This window comes from Nocardioides kongjuensis (assembly GCF_013409625.1).
In the GTDB taxonomy this organism is placed as follows: domain Bacteria; phylum Actinomycetota; class Actinomycetes; order Propionibacteriales; family Nocardioidaceae; genus Nocardioides; species Nocardioides kongjuensis.
In genome coordinates, this window is the sequence record NZ_JACCBF010000001.1 from 1477095 (window position 1) to 1492177 (window position 15083).

Genomic DNA, 15083 nt, shown 5'->3' on the forward strand with positions numbered 1-15083 from the left:
GAGCGCCAGCGAGCGCAGCGGAGGAAGGCAACGCGCAAAAGCGCGCCCGACATGCGCGAGCGGAGCGAGCGCCGAACCAACACCGTGAGTCCCTTTCGCAGCGCACCGCGCCGCAGCTTGGAACCGGGCTCTGAGCTCAGCCCCGCCCCACGTGGAACGCCACCAGCCGGCACCCGACCGGGACGACGTCGTCCCACGTCCCGTCCACGGTGAAGACCGCGGCGGCGCTGGTCGGGAAGCTCCCGAGCTCGATCTCTCCTGACGCCTGGCCCTCGCCGTCGTCCAGGAGCTGGACGAGCATCGCCATGGTCGGGTTGTGGCCGACCACGACGACGGTCGACGCGTCGTCGGGGGTGCTGTGCACCAGCTCGAGGACGCCCGTCTCGTCGGTGCCGTAGAGGTTCCCGTCGATCTGCGGGGCGAGGCCCCAGCCGGCGCCGTCGGCGACGACGTCCCAGGTCTCGCGGGTGCGGGCGGCGTAGGAGACGTAGGCGACGTCAGGGGTGATCCCCTGCGCCGCGAACCACTCGCCGAGGGCACGGCCGTCCTCCCGGCCCCGGTCGCTCAGCACGCGTTCCACGTCGGAGGCGGCGAACTGCTCGGCCTTGGCGTGTCGGACGACGACGAGCAGCCGTTGCTTCTCCACCGGGGCATCGTATTACGCATGACGCAGTACGGAGCCACCCATCTGCTGCCGCTGGCGGTGTTCGCCGTGGGGCTGGTGGTGGCCGTGCTGCTGGGACGCCGGGACGCGGCCCACGACGGCCCGACCCGGTTGAGCCGGACCTGGGCGGTGCTCGTCCCGGTCGCGACGGTGCCGCTCCAGGTGGTCGACCTGCTGGTGAACTTCGACCTCGGCGTGACGCTGCCGCTGCACCTGTGCGACCTGGCGTGGATCGCGGCGACCTGGGCGCTGTGGACGCACCGGCCGCTGCCGGTGACGCTGACCTACTTCTGGGGGCTCACGCTGACGATCCAGGGCGTCGTCACGCCCTCGCTCAACGAGGACCTCCCGCACCCGCGGTACTTCGCGTTCTGGGCGCTGCACCTGCTGATCGTGTGGTCGGCTGTCTACCTGGTGGTCGGGCTGCGCGAGGCACCCCGGTGGCGCGACTACCGGGCCGCCGTGGCGGTGACGCTGGGGTGGGCCGTGGTGACGTACGGGTTCAACCTCGTCGCCGGCACCAACTACGGCTACCTGATGAGGAAGCCGGGCACGTCGATCCTCGACCTCCTCGGCCCGTGGCCGTGGTACGTGCTCGAGGAGGTCGGGATCGTCGTCGTGGTGTGGGCCCTGCTCACGCTCGCGGCGCAGTGGTGGGCCCGTCGTACGGGAGGAGCGAGGTGACTCAGGCGCCCATCGCGTGGAAGCCGCCGTCGACGTGGACGATCTCGCCGGTGGTCGCCGGGAAGAGGTCCGAGAGCAGGGCGCAGACCGCCTTGGCGGTCGGCTCCTGGTCGGTGTTGTCCCAGCCGAGCGGCGACTTGGTCGACCACATCGACTCGAGGTCCTCGAAGCCCGGGATGGCCTTGGCCGCGAGGGTGCGCAGCGGGCCGGCGGAGACCAGGTTGACCCGGATGCCGTCGCCGCCGAGGTCGCGGGCGAGGTAGCGGGCGCACGACTCGAGGCCCGCCTTGGCGACGCCCATCCAGTCGTAGACCGGCCACGCGACGCTGGCGTCGAAGGTCAGGCCCACGACGGAGCCACCCTCGGTCATCAGCGGGCGGCAGGCGACGGCGAGCGACTTGAGCGAGTACGCCGAGACCTGGACGGCCTGTGCGACGTCCTCCCACGGGCCGTCGAGGAACTTGCCGCCGAGCAGGGTCTCGGGGTTGCCGTAGGCGATCGAGTGCACGACACCGTCGAGCTTCGCGTCCGGGCCGAGGGCCTCGCGCACGGCGTCCGGGAGGGCGGCCAGGTGCTCGGCGTCGGTGACGTCGAGCTCGATGACGGCCGGCAGCTCGGGGAGCCGCTTGACGATGCGGCGGGTGATCCGCAGCGCCTGGCCGAAGTTGGAGACCAGGACGTTGGCGCCCTGCTCCTGCGCGAACTTCGCGACCGCGAAGCCGATCGAGGTGTCGAGGGTGACACCCGCGACGAGGATGTTCTTGCCTGCGAGGATTCCGGTCATCTCAGTGCCCCATTCCCAGTCCGCCGTCCACGGGGATCACCGCGCCGGTCACGTACGCCGCCTCGGGGCTGGCGAGCCACAGCACCGCCCCGGCGATCTCGGTCGGGTCGGCGTACCGGCCCAGCGGGACCTGGCTGCGGATCCCTTCCTTCTGCTCGTCGGTCAGCACCGCGGTCATGTCGGTGTCGACGTACCCGGGCGCCACGACGTTCGCCGTGATCGAGCGCGGCCCGAGCTCGCGCGCCAGCGACCGTGCCATGCCGACCAGGCCGGCCTTGGACGCGGCGTAGTTGACCTGGCCGGGCGAGCCGAGCAGGCCCACCACGCTGGAGATGAAGATGATGCGGCCCTTCTTCTGGCGCAGCATGCCCTTGGCGGCGCGCTTGGCCAGGCGGAAGGAGGCCGTGAGGTTGGTGTCGATGACCGAGGTCCAGTCGTCCTCGGACATGCGCAGCAGGAGCGTGTCCTTGGTGATGCCGGCGTTGGCGACGAGCACCTCGATCGGGCCGTGCGCCTCCTCGGCGGCCGCGAAAGCGGCCTCGACCGCAGCGGGGTCGGTGATGTCGGCCTTGAGCTCGAGCGCGCCCTCCGGGGCGCCTCCGCTCCGGGTGGTGACGGCGACCTTGTCGCCAGCGGCGATGAAGGCCTCGGCGATCGCGCGGCCGATGCCGCGGTTGCCTCCGGTGACGAGGACGGAACGTGGTTGGCTCACGCTCTGTGACGCTAGTGCCGCAGGCGGTCCGACCTCGCCGGCGGCGGGCACCAAGATCGCGGCTGTGCGTTGTAGGACCCCGACAAACCGGCCCGGATCAGGCGGCTACGAATTGTTGCGGTTTGGTCCCAAACCGCAACAATTCGAGGTCCGGAGCTGCGGTTTGGGACCAAACCGCAGGCTTGCCGGCCCACCTCTGAGGAGAGACCGGCCAAACGAGCGGCCGACGGACGAGCTCGACCTACTCGTCGTCCTCGAGCCGGAACCCGATCTTCATGGTGACCTGGAAGTGCTCGACGGCACCGTCCTTGATCTGGCCGCGGACCTGGGTCACCTCGAACCAGTCGAGGTGGCGCAGGGTCTGGCTGGCGCGCTCGACGCCGTTGCGGACTGCCTGGTCGATCCCGTCGGGCGACGTGCCGACGATCTCGCTGACGCGGTAGGTGCGGTTCGACATGCCAGCAGCGTACTCACGCGGGCACCGGCGTAGGCTGGGGCCATGGACGCCATCCGCATCACCACGGCCGGCTCCAGCCCGCAGGAAGACCTGGCCCGGCGGCAGAAGAAGTACGTGATCGCGATGACGATCCGCACGCTGTGCTTCATCGGCGCGGCGATCAGCGGCGCGGCCGGCATCCACTGGCTGTGGCCGATCCTGATCGCGGGCGCGATCGTGCTGCCGTACGTCGCCGTGGTGATGGCCAACGCCGAGGACAGCCGCAGCAGCGCGCTGCCCCTCACCGGCGGTGGCGACCCCCAGCGCCAGCTCGAGCAGGGTGGACATGGAGCCTGACGTCTGCTCGGCCAAGGGCTGTCGTGAGCCGGCCGTGTGGCAGCTGCTGTGGAACAACCCGAAGCTGCACACACCCGACCGTCGCAAGACCTGGCTCGCCTGCACCGACCACCGCGAGTCGCTCGAGGCGTTCCTCGGAGCACGGGGCTTCCTGAAGGAGACCGTCCCCCACGAGCAGGTCTGATCAGCCGCCGATGGCCGACATCGGTCGGTCCGGCTGCAGGAAGGTCGGGTCGTCGATGCCGTGGCCGGGGAGCTTGCCCCACATGGCGGCGCGCCAGCGCTCTGCCAGCTCGTCGTCGGTGGCACCCGCGCGCATGGCCAGGCGCAGGTCGGACTCGGAGCGGGCGAACAGGCAGTTGCGGACCTGGCCGTCGGCGGTGAGCCGGACCCGGTCGCAGTCGCCGCAGAAGGGACGGGTGACCGAGGCGATGACACCGACGGTGGCGGGGCCGTCGTCGACCTGGAAGAGCTCGGCGGGCGCACTCCCCCGCGGCTCGGAGGCCGGCGAGAGCCGGAACACCGAGGACAACGATGCCAGGATCTCGTCGGCGGTCACCATCGAGGCGCGGTCCCAGCCGTGCTGGGCGTCGAGGGGCATCTGCTCGATGAAACGCAGCTGGTAGCCACGCTCGAGGCACCAGGCGAGCAGCTCGGGCGCCTCGTCGTCGTTGACGCCGCGCAGCAGCACCGCGTTGACCTTCACCGGGCCCAGGCCCGCGGCCTCAGCAGCGGCGAGGCCCTCGACGACGTCGGTGAACCGGTCGCGGCGGGTGATCTGGTGGAAGATCTCGCTGCGGACCGTGTCGAGGCTGACGTTGGCCCGGTTCAGCCCGGCATCGGCCAGGGCCTGGGCGGTCTTCGCCAGACCGAGGGCATTGGTCGTGATCGACATCTCGACGTCGGCGTCGAGCGCTCGGACCTGGCGCACGATGTCGACCAGGCCGCGACGCACCAGCGGCTCACCGCCGGTGAAGCGCACCTCCTCGACGCCGAGCTCCTTCACGGCGATGCCGATCAGCCGGACGACCTCGTCGTCGGTGAGCTGCTCGTCGGTGGGCATCCAGTCGAGGCCCTCGGGCGGCATGCAGTAGGTGCAGCGCAGGTTGCACCGGTCGGTGAGCGAGACCCGCAGGTCCGTCGCGATCCGTCCGTGCTGGTCGATGAGAGGCTGCACACACCCAGTCTAGGTGGCGGGGTGGTTGGCTCCCGGCTGGTGCCCGGTCCCGAACGGACCGTGGCTACCGTTGTCCCGTGTTCTCCTGGCTGTCCTCGTGGCGATTCCTGATCAGTCGCCGCTGGGTGCTGTTCTTCCTCGCGATCATCCTGGTCGGGTGGGCCACCTGGTGGCTCGGCGAGTGGCAGTTCGGCCGCCTCGACGACCGCAAGCACGAGAACGCGATCATCCGCGCCAACGAGGTGCGGGACCCGGTCGACGTCAGCGAGGTCCTCGCGCCCGGTCGCAAGGTCGCCGAGGACGACGAATGGCGCCTGGTCAGCGCGACCGGGGAGTACGTCCGCGACGACACCGTCGTGGTCCGCTACCGCACCCGCAACGGCTATCCGGGAGTCGAGGTCGTCGTCCCCCTCGTCACGGCCGACGGCACGACGCTCCTGGTCGACCGCGGCTGGTTCGGCACGGACGACCCCGTGATCAAGGGCGCCGAGCTGCCCGCACCCCCGGCCGGCGAGGTGACCGTGACCGGCTGGGTCCGCGCCGACGGCACCGGCGGCAGCACGGAGGTCGACGACCACTCGACCCGCGCCATCGCCAGCGGACCGATCGGCAGGGCCATCGACCGCACGGTCTACACCGGGTTCGTCGCGCTCAAGTCCGAGGACCCCAAGCCCGCCAAGGAGCTCGCCGCCGTCGAGCTGCCGGACCTCGGCGAGGGTCCGCACTTCTTCTACGGCCTGCAGTGGTGGTTCTTCGGCGTGCTCGCCGTCGGCGGCTTCGGCTACCTCGCCTGGGACGAGCGCAAGCTCGGGCCCCGCGGCGAGCGGATCGGCTCGAAGCGCCGCTCCGGCGGCCCCTTCTCACGCAAGCCGCGGCCGCGTCCTCACAGCGAGCGGAGCATCCCGCCGTCGACCGGCAGCATCACCCCGGACAGGTACGACGCCCCCGGCGACAGCACGAACGCCGCCACCCGCCCGAACTCCTCCGGCCGGCCGTAGCGCCGCAGCGGGATCTGCTGCGAGGCCCGCTCCCGGGCCGCGTCGGCGTCCCCGCTGCCGGCGTCGAGCTCGGCGACCCGCTCGGTCGCGAGCCGCCCCGGCAGCAGTCCGTTGACCCGGATGCCGCGCGGGCCGAGCTCGTCGGCGAGGGTCTTCGCGGCCATGGCCAGCCCGGGACGCAGGCCGTTGGAGATGGCCAGGTCGAGGATCGGCTGGCGCACGCTGCTGGACAGCACGAACGCGATCGAGCCGCCGTCGCCGAGCACCGCGCCGACCTCGCGGGCCAGCCGGACCGCACCGAGGAACACCGACCCGAAGGCGGTCGTCCACTGCTCGTCGGTCATCTCGGTGATCAGGCCGGCGGGCGGTCCGCCGACGCTGATCAGCACGCCGTCGACGCGGCCCCATGCGTCGTGCGCGGTCGCGATCAGCCGGGTGGGCGTTGCCGGGTCGGCGTTGTCGGCGACCACCCCGCGGGCGTGGTCGGGCCCACCCAGCGCCGTGACGGTGGCGTCCACCGAGTCGGCGTGCCGGCCCGACACCACGACCCGGGCGCCGTCGGCGACGAGCGCCTCGGCCGTCGCCCGGCCCAGGCCGCGGGTGCCTCCCGTGACGAGGTAGACACGGTCCTTCAGCTGCAGGTCCATCAGGAGCCCTCCAGGGTCTCGATCGTCTCGGCCACCCGCGACACCGGTACGACGTCCGGCGCACCCTTGCGCGCGGCGTCGGCCGTGTGGTCGTCGGGCTGCCGCTGGCTCTCGCGCTCGGCCTCCACCCGCTTGAGGTAGTGCTGGAGCTCGCGGGTGTGCTGGTCGGAGTCCCAGTGCAGGTGCCCGCGCACGAGGTCGGCGACGTACGGCGCCGCGGCGGCCCCGCGGTCGAAGGTCTCGAAGGACACGCGCAGCCGCCGGGTCAGGATGTCGTCGAGGTGCCGGGCGCCCTCGTGGGTGACGGCGTACACCGCCTCGGCCATCAGGTAGTCCTCGGCGCCGGGCAGCGGCTCGCCGAGGTCGGGCTCGGCGGCGATCAGGTCGAGCACCTCCAGCACCAGCGAGCCGTAGCGCTCCAGCAGGTGCTCGATCCGGTTGATCGCCAGCCCCGACTGGGTGGCCAGCGCCCGGCGCTGGTTCCACAGCGCCTGGTAGCCGTCGGCGCCGACGAGCGGCACCGTCTCGGTCACGCACTCCCCCGCCTTGCGGCCGAGCACCGTCTCCAGCCCGTGCACCGCCTCGTCGACGGCGTCGGCGGCCATCACCCGGTACGTCGTGTACTTGCCGCCGGCGACCACCACGAGCCCCGGCACGCTGTGCGCGACCGCGTGCTCGCGCGAGAGCTTGGACGTCGCCTCGGACTCGCCGGCGAGCAACGGGCGCAGGCCGGCGTACACGCCCTCGACGTCGTCGCGGGTCAGCGGGACCTCCAGGACCCCGTTGACGTGCTCGAGCAGGTAGTCGATGTCGCTGCTGCTCGCCGCCGGGTGGTCCTTGGAGAGCTCCCAGTCGGTGTCGGTGGTGCCGATGATCCAGTGCCGCTTCCACGGGATCACGAAGAGCACCGACTTCTCCGTGCGCAGGATCAGGCCGGTCTCGCCGCGGATCCGGTCGCGTGGCACCACGAGGTGGATGCCCTTGCTGGCGCGGACCTTGAACTGGCCACGCTCGCGCGCCATCGACTGCGTCTCGTCGGTCCACACGCCGGTCGCGTTGATGACCTGGGAGGCCCGGATCTCGAAGCGGCGGCCGGTCTCCAGGTCGACGACCTCCGCCCCGACCACCCGCTCGCTCTCCTTGACCAGCCCGATCACGCGGGTGCGGGAGGCGACCGCGGCGCCGTACGTCGCAGCGGTGCGGGCCAGGAACATCGTGTGCCGGGCGTCGTCGACCTGGGCGTCGTAGTAGCGGATCGCGCCGACCAGTGCGTCCTTGCGCAGCGACGGGAAGGCCTTGCGGGCACCGCGGCGGGTGAGGTGCTTGTGGACCGGCATCCCCTCGCCGTAGCCGCTGGCCTTGGACATGGCGTCGTACATCGCCACGCCGGTGCCGGCGTACCAGCGCTCCCAGCCGAGCCCGGTGAGCGGGTAGAGGAAGGGCACCGGGCGGACCAGGTGCGGGGCCAGGCGCTGCATCAGCAGGCCGCGCTCCTTGAGCGCCTCTGCCACGAGGCGGAAGTCGAGCATCTCGAGGTAGCGCAGGCCGCCGTGGACGAGCTTGGAGCTGCGGCTCGACGTGCCGGAGGCGAAGTCACGGGCCTCGACCAGGCCGACGGACAGGCCGCGGGTGGCGGCGTCGAGGGCCGCGCCGCTGCCGACGACGCCGCCGCCGATGACGAGGACGTCGAGCTGCTGGCTCGCCAGCCGCTTCAGCGCCGTCGAGCGGGCGCGGGGCGAGAGGGCTGCCGGCTTCATCGGGGGCCCCGCGACGTCGTGCGCTGGAGGAGCGCAGCGGGCGAGGCGAAGTGCTTCGTGGGGTGGTTCATCGCACCTCCACCCAGTCGAGCGTGCGTTGGACGGCCTTGTGCCACTGGGCATAGCCGGTCTCCCGGCGTTCGGGGTCCCAACGCGGCTCCCAACGGGTGTCCTCGCGCCAGTTCTGCCGCAGCTCGTCGGTGTCGCGCCAGTAGCCGACCGACAGCCCGGCGGCGTACGCCGCGCCCAGCGCGGTCGTCTCGGGCACCACCGGACGGGACACCGGTACGCCGAGCACGTCGGCCTGGATCTGCATGCAGAGACTGTTCAGGGTCACGCCGCCGTCCACCTTGAGCACCTCCAGCTCGACGCCGGAGTCGGCGCACATCGCCTCGACCACGTCGCGTGACTGGTAGCAGATCGCCTCCAGCGTGGCCCGCGCGACGTGCGCGTTGGTGTTGAACCGGGAGAGCCCGACGATCGCGCCGCGGGCGTCGGAGCGCCAGTACGGCGCGAACAGGCCCGAGAACGCGGGCACGAAGTAGACGCCGCCGTTGTCCTCGACCTGGCGGGCGAGGGACTCCGACTCCGCCGCGCCGCTGATGATGCCGAGCTGGTCGCGCAGCCACTGCACCGCCGACCCGGTCACGGCGATCGAGCCCTCCAACGCGTAGACGCAGGGCTCGTCGCCCAGACGGTAGGCCGGCGTGGTCAGCAGCCCGGACTTGGAGCGCACGATCTCGGTGCCGGTGTTGAGCAGCATGAAGTTGCCGGTGCCGTAGGTGTTCTTCGCCTCGCCCGGCGCGAAGCAGACCTGCCCGACGGTCGCCGCCTGCTGGTCGCCGAGGATGCCGGTGATCGGCACCTCACCGCCGAACGGGCCGTTGACCCGGGTGACGCCGTACGGCGTGGTCGCCGACGACTCCCGGATCTCGGGCAGCATCGCCCGCGGCACCCCGAAGAAGCCGAGCAGCTCGTCGTCCCAGTCGAGCGTCTCGAGGTCCATCAGCATGGTCCGGCTGGCGTTGGTGACGTCGGTGACGTGCACGCCGCCGTCGGGGCCGCCGGTGAGGTTCCACAGCACCCAGGTGTCCGGGGTCCCGAACAGGGCGTCGCCGCGCTCGGCGGCCTCGCGGGCGCCGGGGACGTTCTCGAGGATCCACTGCAGCTTGCCACCGGAGAAGTAGGTCGCCGGGGGCAGCCCGGCGCGGTGCCGGATCACGTCGCCACGGCCGTCGCGGTCCAGGGCGGCGGCGATGGCATCGGTGCGGGTGTCCTGCCACACGATCGCGCTGGACAGCGGGCGACCCGTGCGGCGGTCCCACACGATCGTGGTCTCGCGCTGGTTGGTGATGCCGACCGCGGCGAGGTCCTCGGCCCCCAGGCGAGCCTTCGCCAGCGCTGTCTGCACGACCGCGGAGGTCCGCTCCCAGATCTCGATCGGGTTGTGCTCGACCCAGCCGGCCCGCGGCAGGATCTGCGAGTGCTCGAGCTGGTGCCGGGCCACCTCGGTGCCGCTGTGGTCGAACACCATGAACCGGGTGCTCGTCGTGCCCTGGTCGATCGCCCCCACAAAGCTCGCCATGGCCCAACTCTGGCACATCTCCCTTGACCTCAAGCGGACTTCAGGTTCAACGATGGTGGCTCCACCCCATCGAGCAAGGAGCTCCCATGACCCACGTCGCACTGGTCACCGGCGGCAGCCGGGGCCTGGGCCGGGCCCTGACCGACGGACTCGTCGCGGCCGGCTGGCACGTCGTGACCGACGGGCGCCACGCCGACGCCCTCGCGGCGGCCGCACGGCCCTGGGCCGACAGCGTCACCGCGATCCCCGGCGACCTCACCGACGCCGCGCACCGCGACCAGCTGGTCGCGGCCGTGCGCCGCCTCGGCCGCCTCGACCTGCTGGTCCACAACGCCGGGGTCCTCGGGCCGGCGTCCGGGTCCACCCGGCGCCGCGAGCTCGTCGACGTCCGGCCCGACGACCTGCAGCACGTCTGGCGCCACAACGTCGGCGCACCGATCGTGCTCACCGGCCTGTTCCTCACCGACCTCGCCGCCTCGGGCGGGACGCTGCTGTCGATCTCCTCGGACGCCGCCCTCGAGCACTACGAGGGATGGGGCCTCTACGGTGCCTCCAAGGCGGCGCTGGACCACCTCACGATGACCTTCGCCGCCGAGAACCCGGGCATCCGGGCCTACGCCGTCGATCCCGGCGACATGCGCACCCGCATGCACCAGGAGTGGTTCCCCGGCGAGGACATCTCCGACCGCCCGCTGCCGGAGACGGTCGTCCCGCACCTGCTGGCGCTCCTCGAGCGGCGGCCGCCGTCCGGCCGGTACCGGGCCGCCGACATCGCCGTAGCGGTCCCGGCAGCGGGCTGAGCCGTGCGCCTGCTCGACGAGAGCCCCGCCGTCCGGTTCGAGGCGCCGCGGACGACGTACGCCGGCGGCCCCGCCGAGCGCCGCGGGACCGCCCGCGACGGGGTGCGCCTGCTCGTCGCCGACGCTGCGGCGGGCGTCGTGGACACCCGGTTCGACCGGATCGGCGACCACCTGTCGGCGGGCGACCTGCTCGTGGTCAACGACTCGGCCACGCTCGCCGGTGCCCTCGACGGCGTCTCGGACCGGCACGGGGCGGTCGTGGCGCACCTCGCGACGCCGCTGGACGACGGCACCTGGGTGGTGGAGCTGCGCCGCGCGCCCGATGCCGACCGGAGCATCCTCGACGCCCGGCCGGGCGACGAGATCGATCTCGCCGCAGGGCGGACCGTGCTTCGGCTGGAGGCGCCGTACCCGACGGCCTCCTCGCCGACCGGTGCCGGCAACCGGCTCTGGCGAGCGACGTGGGACGGTGACCCGCCGGCTCGGACCGCCCACCGCTACGGCCGGCCCATCGCCTACGGCTACCTCGACGAGCGCTACCCGCTCGCCGACCACCAGACCGTGTTCGGGCACGTCCCGGGCAGCGCCGAGATGGCGTCCGCGGCGCGACCGTTCACCGCCGAGCTGGTCACCCGGCTGGTCGCCCGCGGCGTGCTCATCGCCCCGGTGACCCTGCACACCGGCGTGTCCTCGCAGGAGGCCGGCGAGGCGCCGCAGCCCGAGCGGTTCGTCGTGCCCGTGGCCACGGCAGACCTGGTCAACCTGGTCCGCGCCCGGGGGCGCCGGGTCGTCGCCGTCGGCACGTCGGCGACGCGAGCACTGGAGTCGGCCGTCGTCGACGGGTCACCGGGCATCGTGTCCGCGGCCAGCGGCTGGACTACCCGGGTCGTCACTCCGGGACACCCACCGCAGGTCGTCCAGGGCCTGGTCACCGGCTGGCACGACCCCGGCGCCTCCCACCTGCTGCTGGTCGAGGCGGTCGCGGGCGAAGCGCTCGCCCAGCGGGCCTACGGCGCCGCGACCCGCGGCGGCTACCTGTGGCACGAGTTCGGCGACTCCAGCCTGCTGCTGCCGGCCCTGGCCGGAGCGCCGGCTTCAGGGGCGACTCGGGGCATTTCCTGATGCTGGTGGGTGGCCGGATCGGGCAAGGTGGGGGTCATGCCCCCCGACACCTCGCTCGCCTCGCCGAAGCCGGTCGCGGCCCGCGCCATCGACCTCCACAAGCGGTACGGATCGGGCGACTCGGAGGTCCGCGCGCTCGACGGGGTGAGCCTCGACATCGGCGCGGGCGAGTTCACGGCGATCATGGGACCGTCCGGGTCCGGCAAGTCCACGCTCATGCACTGCCTCGCGGCCCTCGACACCCCGACGTCCGGGGAGGTGCAGATCGGCGAGGTCACGCTGTCCCGGCTGCGGGACAAGGCGCTGACCGCGCTGCGCCGTGAACAGGTCGGCTTCGTCTTCCAGGCCTTCAACCTCGTGCCGACGCTCACCGCCCGCGAGAACATCCTGCTCCCGCTCAGCCTCGCCGGTCGCAAGCCCGACCAGGCCTGGTTCGACCTGGTCGTCGACGCGGTCGGCCTCCGGGACCGGCTCGGCCACCGGCCCTCGCAGATGTCCGGCGGCCAGCAGCAGCGGGTCGCCTGCGCGCGGGCGCTGGTCAGCAAGCCGTCGATCGTGTTCGCCGACGAACCGACCGGCAACCTCGACAGCACCTCGGGAGCGGAGGTGCTCGGGTTCCTGCGCCGCAGCGTCGACGAGTTCCACCAGACGATCGTGATGGTCACCCACGACCCCGTCGCGGCGTCGTACTGCGACCGGGTGGTGTTCCTCGCGGACGGACGCGTCGTCGACGAGCTCCGTGAGCCCAACCGCGACGCGATCCTGGAGAAGATGACGTGCTTCGCCTGACGCTGCGCAACCTGCTCGCCCGCAAGGTCCGGCTCGTGATGAGCGGGCTGTCGGTCATCCTCGGCGTCGCGTTCCTCTCCGGTGTGCTGGTGTTCAGCAACGGCCTCTCGACGACGTTCGACGGGATCATCCACGGCTCGACGCCCGACGGCGTCGTCCGCGCCCAGGACACCGCGTCGTTCGACGGCGGGGTCTCCGGCCAGACCAGCCGCGCGCTCACGCCCGACGACGTTGCCCGGCTCAAGGCGCTGCCGCAGGTCGCGCGCGCCGACGGCGACGTCGCCGGGTTCGGGATGAGCCTGCTCGCCAGCGACGGCACCCTGGTGGGCGGCACCGGCGCACCGACGCTCGCGTTCAACCACACCGACGGCCCCAACATGGACGGCGAACGCGCGCTGCTGCTCACCTCGGGTCGCTGGCCGGCCGGCCCGGGCGAGATCGTCCTCGACGAGGGCGCCGCGAAGGCGGGCGACTACCGGGTCGGCGACCAGGTCGAGCTGCTCGCACCGTTCGGGACACTCGAGCGCACCGCCGAGCTGGTCGGGACGGCGGAGTTCAACGGCGGCGGCACGGCGGGCGCGACCCTGCTGGTCTTCACCACCCAGGAGGCGCAGGCACTCTTCCTCGGCGGCAAGGACGTCTACAACCAGATCAGCCTCACCGCGGCCGACGGGGTGACGCAGGAGCAGCTCGCCGCCGCCGCACGGACCGTCCTGCCCGACGGGTTCGAGGCGGTGACCGGCGACGAGGTGGCGAAGGAGTCGCAGGACGCGGTCGGCACCTTCCTCGGGATCATCAGCACCTTCCTGCTGGTGTTCGCGATCATCGCCGTCATCGTCGGCGGCTTCATCATCGTCAACACGTTCTCCATCCTCGTCGCCCAGCGCACCCGCGAGCTCGCGCTGCTGCGCGCCCTCGGCGCGGGACGGGGCCAGGTGACCCGCTCGGTGCTTCTCGAGGCGTTCGTGCTGGCGCTCGTCGCGACGACGGCCGGGATCGGCCTCGGCCTCGTGCTCGCCCGCGGGCTCGCTGCGATGTTCCGCTCGATCGGCCTCGACATCGCCAGCACGGCGCTCGACCTCACCCCGCGGGCGATCGTCACCAGCTACGTCGTCGGCCTCGGCGTCACGATGGCCGCCGCCTACCTGCCCGCCCGGCGCGGCGCGAAGGTGGCGCCGGTGGCGGCGATGCGGGCCGACGTCGTGCCGGAACGCGGGTCCCTGCGTCGTCGTACGCTCGTCGGGGCGGTGCTGCTGGTCATCGGCGCCGGGTTCGCGGCCGTCGGCGTCGCCGGGGCTCCCGGCTCGGACGCCGCGTGGATCGGCGTGGGAGCGGTCATCTGGATCCTCACCGTCGCCGCGATCAGCCCCGTGGTCGGCAAGCCGGTGCTCGCCGTGTGCCGCTCGGTGTTCGGCCGCGTCTTCGGCACGACCGGGCGCCTCGCCGGCGAGAACGCGCTGCGCGACCCCCGTCGTACCGGCGCCACCGCCTCCGCGCTGATGATCGGACTCGCCCTGGTCTCCACCATCGGGGTCCTCGCCGCCTCCCTCAACGCCTCGGTCGACGACGTGGTCGACGAGCAGTTCACCGCCGACCTGCTGGTGCAGAACTCGAACTTCCTGCCCTTCTCGACCGAGATCGGCGACAAGGTCGCGACGGTGCCCGGCGTCGCCGTCGTCAGCCGCCAGCAGTGGACCGCGGCGCACGTGGCCTCGGGGCCGGGCAAGGGCGACACGGTGAGCGTGGCCGGCAACGACGCCGAGTACGCACGGATCTACCACCAGGACGTGGTCTCGGGCGTCGCCTCACCGACCGGCGCCGAGGCGGTCCTCTTCCGCTCGCTCGCCAGGGAGCTCGGCGTGAAGGTCGGCGACCAGCTCGACCTCGGCTTCCAGGGCGGCACGACGCTGCACCTCGAGGTCGCCGGGATCGTGGAGTCCGCCGACACGACCTCCGAGATCAGCATCCCGCTCGACCAGCTGGTGGCGGCCGGCGTGCTGCGCCAGGACTCGACGCTCAGCGTCCGCATCGCCCCGGGCGCCGACAAGGCGAAGGTCCGCGACGCCGTCGACGCCGCCGCCGCCTCCGCGCCGATCGTCGGGGTCTTCGACAAGCAGGGCTTCGCCGACCAGATCCGCGACCAGGTCAACCAGCTGCTCTACATCATCTACGGCCTGCTGACCCTGGCCATCGTGATCGCCGTCATCGGGATCATCAACACCCTCGGCCTCAGCGTCATCGAGCGCACCCGCGAGATCGGCCTGCTCCGGGCGGTCGGCATGAGCCGGGCCAAGGTGCGCCGGATGATCACCCTGGAGTCGGTCGCCATCGCCGTCCTCGGTGCCGTGCTCGGCATGGTCCTCGGCCTGCTGATCGGCGTCCTGCTCCAGCGCTCGCTCTCCGACGACCTGAGCAGCCTCGGCCTCCCCCTCGGCCAGCTGCTGGCATTCCTCGTCGTGGCGATCGTGGTCGGCGTGCTGGCCGCCGTGATCCCCGCGGTCCGGGCGAGCCGGCTGGACGTGCTGGACGCGATCGCGAGCGAGTGAGGCCGCAGGTCGTGACGCGTCACGA

Annotated in this window: 16 protein-coding genes; 8 read left to right on the forward strand and 8 right to left on the reverse strand. The window is 72.4% G+C overall.

The window, feature by feature from the left end:
* Positions 1-136: 136 nt before the first annotated feature.
* The gene (locus BJ958_RS07135) at positions 137-646 is read right to left on the reverse strand and encodes a histidine phosphatase family protein (protein ID WP_179726206.1); all 510 of its coding nucleotides are present in this window, start codon (positions 644-646) and stop codon (positions 137-139) included.
* An 18-nt stretch (positions 647-664) separates the two neighbouring features.
* Here BJ958_RS07135 and BJ958_RS07140 point away from each other — a divergent pair, with 18 nt between their 5' ends.
* Positions 665-1348, forward strand: a complete 684-nt coding sequence (locus BJ958_RS07140) for a YwaF family protein (RefSeq protein ID WP_179726207.1) — start codon at positions 665-667, stop codon at positions 1346-1348.
* A gap of 1 nt (position 1349) precedes the next feature.
* Here the strand turns inward: BJ958_RS07140 and fabI are convergent, their stop codons facing one another.
* The 3 genes from fabI to BJ958_RS07155 all read right to left on the reverse strand — a co-directional run bounded on the left by fabI (position 1350) and on the right by BJ958_RS07155 (position 3301).
* Positions 1350-2132: an enoyl-ACP reductase FabI gene (fabI, locus tag BJ958_RS07145; protein ID WP_179726208.1), complete on the reverse strand. Its 783-nt coding sequence runs from the start codon at positions 2130-2132 to the stop codon at positions 1350-1352.
* A 1-nt stretch (position 2133) separates the two neighbouring features.
* Entirely contained in the window at positions 2134-2844 is a 711-nt protein-coding gene (locus tag BJ958_RS07150) for a 3-oxoacyl-ACP reductase FabG (protein ID WP_179726209.1), read from the reverse strand.
* A 241-nt stretch (positions 2845-3085) separates the two neighbouring features.
* Positions 3086-3301, reverse strand: a complete 216-nt coding sequence (locus BJ958_RS07155) for a dodecin (RefSeq protein WP_179726210.1) — start codon at positions 3299-3301, stop codon at positions 3086-3088.
* A gap of 42 nt (positions 3302-3343) precedes the next feature.
* On the opposite strand from BJ958_RS07155, the gene BJ958_RS07160 reads away from it, so the two are divergent.
* The gene (locus BJ958_RS07160) at positions 3344-3637 is read left to right on the forward strand and encodes a DUF3099 domain-containing protein (protein ID WP_179726211.1); all 294 of its coding nucleotides are present in this window, start codon (positions 3344-3346) and stop codon (positions 3635-3637) included.
* Positions 3627-3821, forward strand: a complete 195-nt coding sequence (locus BJ958_RS07165; RefSeq protein WP_179726212.1) for an acetone carboxylase — start codon at positions 3627-3629, stop codon at positions 3819-3821. Before BJ958_RS07160 ends, BJ958_RS07165 begins: the two co-directional genes overlap by 11 nt.
* Here BJ958_RS07165 and moaA read toward each other — a convergent pair whose 3' ends face one another.
* Positions 3822-4814, reverse strand: coding sequence for a GTP 3',8-cyclase MoaA (gene moaA / locus BJ958_RS07170; RefSeq protein ID WP_179726213.1), 993 nt, complete (start codon positions 4812-4814; stop codon positions 3822-3824).
* A gap of 77 nt (positions 4815-4891) precedes the next feature.
* Between moaA and BJ958_RS07175 the strand changes: the two genes are divergently transcribed.
* Entirely contained in the window at positions 4892-5812 is a 921-nt protein-coding gene (locus BJ958_RS07175) for an SURF1 family cytochrome oxidase biogenesis protein (protein WP_343052595.1), read from the forward strand.
* Here the strand turns inward: BJ958_RS07175 and BJ958_RS07180 are convergent.
* The 3 genes from BJ958_RS07180 to glpK all read right to left on the reverse strand — a co-directional run bounded on the left by BJ958_RS07180 (position 5698) and on the right by glpK (position 9801).
* Entirely contained in the window at positions 5698-6459 is a 762-nt protein-coding gene (locus BJ958_RS07180) for an SDR family oxidoreductase (RefSeq protein WP_179726214.1), read from the reverse strand. The two genes, BJ958_RS07175 and BJ958_RS07180, sit on opposite strands and share 115 nt — an antisense overlap.
* Positions 6459-8216: a glycerol-3-phosphate dehydrogenase/oxidase gene (locus BJ958_RS07185; RefSeq protein ID WP_179726215.1), complete on the reverse strand. Its 1758-nt coding sequence runs from the start codon at positions 8214-8216 to the stop codon at positions 6459-6461. Before BJ958_RS07185 ends, BJ958_RS07180 begins: the two co-directional genes overlap by 1 nt.
* Before the next feature lie 67 nt (positions 8217-8283).
* A complete protein-coding gene (gene glpK / locus BJ958_RS07190) occupies positions 8284-9801 on the reverse strand; it encodes a glycerol kinase GlpK (RefSeq protein ID WP_179726216.1) in 1518 nt (505 codons plus the stop codon).
* Positions 9802-9887: 86 nt separating this feature from the next.
* On the opposite strand from glpK, the gene BJ958_RS07195 reads away from it, so the two are divergent.
* From BJ958_RS07195 to BJ958_RS07210, 4 genes are read left to right on the forward strand one after another with little or no spacing between them, the layout of a single operon-like run.
* Positions 9888-10601, forward strand: a complete 714-nt coding sequence (locus BJ958_RS07195) for an SDR family NAD(P)-dependent oxidoreductase (protein WP_179726217.1) — start codon at positions 9888-9890, stop codon at positions 10599-10601.
* Between the two features lie 3 nt (positions 10602-10604).
* The gene (locus tag BJ958_RS07200) at positions 10605-11723 is read left to right on the forward strand and encodes an S-adenosylmethionine:tRNA ribosyltransferase-isomerase (RefSeq protein ID WP_179726218.1); all 1119 of its coding nucleotides are present in this window, start codon (positions 10605-10607) and stop codon (positions 11721-11723) included.
* Between the two features lie 36 nt (positions 11724-11759).
* Positions 11760-12512: an ABC transporter ATP-binding protein gene (locus tag BJ958_RS07205; protein WP_179726219.1), complete on the forward strand. Its 753-nt coding sequence runs from the start codon at positions 11760-11762 to the stop codon at positions 12510-12512.
* Entirely contained in the window at positions 12500-15058 is a 2559-nt protein-coding gene (locus tag BJ958_RS07210; protein WP_179726220.1) for an FtsX-like permease family protein, read from the forward strand. The genes BJ958_RS07205 and BJ958_RS07210 overlap by 13 nt, the downstream gene beginning before the upstream one ends.
* The last annotated feature ends 25 nt before the right edge of the window (positions 15059-15083 follow it).

What these genes read in the sequence shown, in the direction of transcription:
- BJ958_RS07165 (WP_179726212.1), top strand. Translation starts at nt 3,627, where the DNA reads ATGGAGCCTGACGTCTGCTCGGCCAAGGGCTGTCGTGAGCCGGCCGTG.
- fabI (WP_179726208.1), bottom strand. Translation starts at nt 2,132, where the DNA reads ATGACCGGAATCCTCGCAGGCAAGAACATCCTCGTCGCGGGTGTCACC.
- BJ958_RS07160 (WP_179726211.1), top strand. Translation starts at nt 3,344, where the DNA reads ATGGACGCCATCCGCATCACCACGGCCGGCTCCAGCCCGCAGGAAGAC.
- BJ958_RS07155 (WP_179726210.1), bottom strand. Translation starts at nt 3,301, where the DNA reads ATGTCGAACCGCACCTACCGCGTCAGCGAGATCGTCGGCACGTCGCCC.
- BJ958_RS07140 (WP_179726207.1), top strand. Translation starts at nt 665, where the DNA reads ATGACGCAGTACGGAGCCACCCATCTGCTGCCGCTGGCGGTGTTCGCC.
- glpK (WP_179726216.1), bottom strand. Translation starts at nt 9,801, where the DNA reads ATGGCGAGCTTTGTGGGGGCGATCGACCAGGGCACGACGAGCACCCGG.
- BJ958_RS07180 (WP_179726214.1), bottom strand. Translation starts at nt 6,459, where the DNA reads ATGGACCTGCAGCTGAAGGACCGTGTCTACCTCGTCACGGGAGGCACC.
- BJ958_RS07205 (WP_179726219.1), top strand. Translation starts at nt 11,760, where the DNA reads ATGCCCCCCGACACCTCGCTCGCCTCGCCGAAGCCGGTCGCGGCCCGC.
- BJ958_RS07195 (WP_179726217.1), top strand. Translation starts at nt 9,888, where the DNA reads ATGACCCACGTCGCACTGGTCACCGGCGGCAGCCGGGGCCTGGGCCGG.
- BJ958_RS07185 (WP_179726215.1), bottom strand. Translation starts at nt 8,216, where the DNA reads ATGAAGCCGGCAGCCCTCTCGCCCCGCGCCCGCTCGACGGCGCTGAAG.